The organism is Polaribacter sp. (assembly GCF_965660385.1).
GTDB lineage: Bacteria > Bacteroidota > Bacteroidia > Flavobacteriales > Flavobacteriaceae > Polaribacter.
On the sequence record NZ_CBFHZT010000116.1, the window covers coordinates 1 to 2,555 of the forward strand.

2 protein-coding genes are annotated in these 2,555 nt (G+C 31.2%); both read right to left on the reverse strand.

The genetic code is table 11. From position 1 onward, the window contains the following. A partial coding sequence (locus ACTG3V_RS15345) for a SusC/RagA family TonB-linked outer membrane protein (RefSeq protein WP_439133050.1) occupies window positions 1–2,188 on the reverse strand: 2,188 nt, incomplete at its 3' end. A gap of 60 nt (window positions 2,189–2,248) precedes the next feature. Next, window positions 2,249–2,555, reverse strand: a 307-nt coding sequence (locus ACTG3V_RS15350) for a T9SS type A sorting domain-containing protein (RefSeq protein ID WP_439133051.1), incomplete at its 5' end; no start/stop codon positions are given.

The following is a 2,555-nucleotide window of genomic DNA, read 5'->3' on the forward strand; positions in this document are numbered from 1 at the left end:
TATCTGCGATAATGTTTAGCTTATTAAACAAACCTAATTCTATACCAATATTAGACTTTGTTGCCACTTCCCAACTTACATTTTCGTTTGCATATCTATTAATAATAAAACCGTTATAATAATTATTGTAATTAGAGCCAAAAGTATAGCCAGTGCCTCCGTTATTTAAGTTAACATCAGATAAATAGAAAAAACGATCACTTGCACTAGAAATTCCATCATTACCTACCAAACCATAAGAATATCTTAATTTGAATAAGTTAACATCTGGCAGATTTTTCTCAAAGAAGTCTTCATTAGATAATATCCAACCAAAACCAACAGAAGGAAAAAATCCGAAACGATTTTTCTCTGCAAATTTTTCTGATCCGTTATAACCAAAATTAAATTCACCAAAATAACGGTCATCAAAACTATAAGAGGTTCTTCCAGAAATACCTGTATTTCTTGAAGGTAATGTTGAAAAGGCTGTATTACCTCCAATAGTATTTAAAGCTTCTTGAAAATAATTAACCAATAAACCACTTACTGCATGTTTTTCATTAAACGTTTTATTGTACTCTAAAACTGCTTCGTAATAAAAGTTACTATTCCCATTATTACTGACGGTTGGATTATTTAAAAATTCTGTTCCTTCCTGAATTTGAATTAATGAATTAACAACACCTGTTGGTGTTTGAATTTCTGATGATCCATAAAAAAATGGAGTAAAACTTCGTTCATTTTGATTTTCGGTATAGGTTCTTACAGACGCCATTGCTCTTAATTTTAAGCCTTCTGTAATAAACTTTAAATCTTGCTTTACCTGAAATTGTGCTAAAGTTGTATTTGCGAATCTATCTCTAAAACCTTTTACGCTTTCTGCATATGGATTTGGAAAACCACCATTCCCTTTATTCCCAAAAAGTGTGTGATTAAAAAGCTGAGTGTTTTCATCTGCTTCATAAACTTTTGGGAAATTAGCTGGGTTTGCCTGTGAAACTTGATAAAATATATCAGTAGCACTTACTACTGGTCCATTATACCTTTCGAATAAAGAATAGAATTTAGCAGCAACTTTTGTAGTTTTTGTTAAATTGATATTAATGTTCGCTCTTAAGTTAGATCTACTTATATCGATATTATTATTAAAATTGTTTAAAGGATCTACTCTTAATAAACCTGTTTCTTTTGCACTTGTAACAGATAAATAATATTGTGCCACTTCTCCACCACCATTAATGTTTGCATTAAATCTTCTATTCATCGTAAAATCTTTAAACAACTCATTATGCCAATTAACATCTGGATAAATATTAGAGTTTAAACCATTACGTGTACCTTCTATTTTTTGTTTAGAATATAATAATGTAGCAGAAGGATCTCTCATTCTTTGTGCTCTATTGTATAACTCCATATAATCTACGGCACCTAAAAAACTATTTACCTTAGAAGGTGCTGACATTGAGTTTTCATAACGCACTGATACCTTGGCCTTACCTTTTTTACCTTCTTTAGTAGTTACTAAAACAACACCATTAGCACCTCTAGCACCATATAAAGAGGTTGCTGTTGCATCTTTCATAATAGAAAAAGAGGCGATGTTATCTGGCTCTAAACGTGCCAAATCTGAGGTAGTAATTTGAAGTCCATCTAATAAAATTAAGGGACTATTATTAAACCCAAAAGTGGTAACACCTCGAATAAAAAATGCAGCATTGTCTGCTCCTGGCTCTCCTGATCTTTGATAGGAAATTAAACCCGAAATCTGCCCTGCTAAAGAATTGGTTATATTGGCTGTTGGTTGTTTTATGTCTCCCACTTTCATTGAAGTTACAGAACCAATAACACTACTCTTTTTTTGTTTTGAAAATGCAACTATTCTAATTTCTTCTAATTCATCTGCACTCTCTTTTAAAATTACATTTATAATTTTTTGGTCTCCAATTTTTACTTTTTTGGTCTCAAAACCTAAATAAGTATACACTAAGGTTGCATCAGCCTTTTTTATATTGATAACGTATTTTCCGTCAAAATCTGTTTGAGTACCATTAGTTGTACCTTCAACGATTACAGCAACACCAGGTAAAGGGTTACCGAGGTTATCATAAATTTCTCCTTTTACAACTGATTGTGCAAAAATTGAATATGCGAAGAAAACTATAGCAAGCTGAAATAACCTTAACAGTAAGGTTTTTGGTTGTATCATACTTATTGTTTTAAAAAAGAAACAGCATAATATTTATAAACATTATGCTGTTTACCTTGTTTATTTTTTGATTAGTTTCTGGAAAGTTCCTTCGATTTCTACAAAGTAAAAACCTGATTTTAAGTTGTGTATTGACAATTGATTATTGTTTGTCATGCCTCTTAAAACTTGTTTAGAGTTTACATCGTAAACTTTCACCTCTTTATCTGCATCTAAGTTTGAGAAATAGATAGCATTATTGGCAGGGTTTGGATAAAAACTAAATTTAGTCGTTTCAAAATCATTTACAGAAGCAGTACCTTGCAATTGAGGTCCTTTTAAATCGTCTATATAAAAATCTCCTGTAATACCTCCATTTCCAGGACCA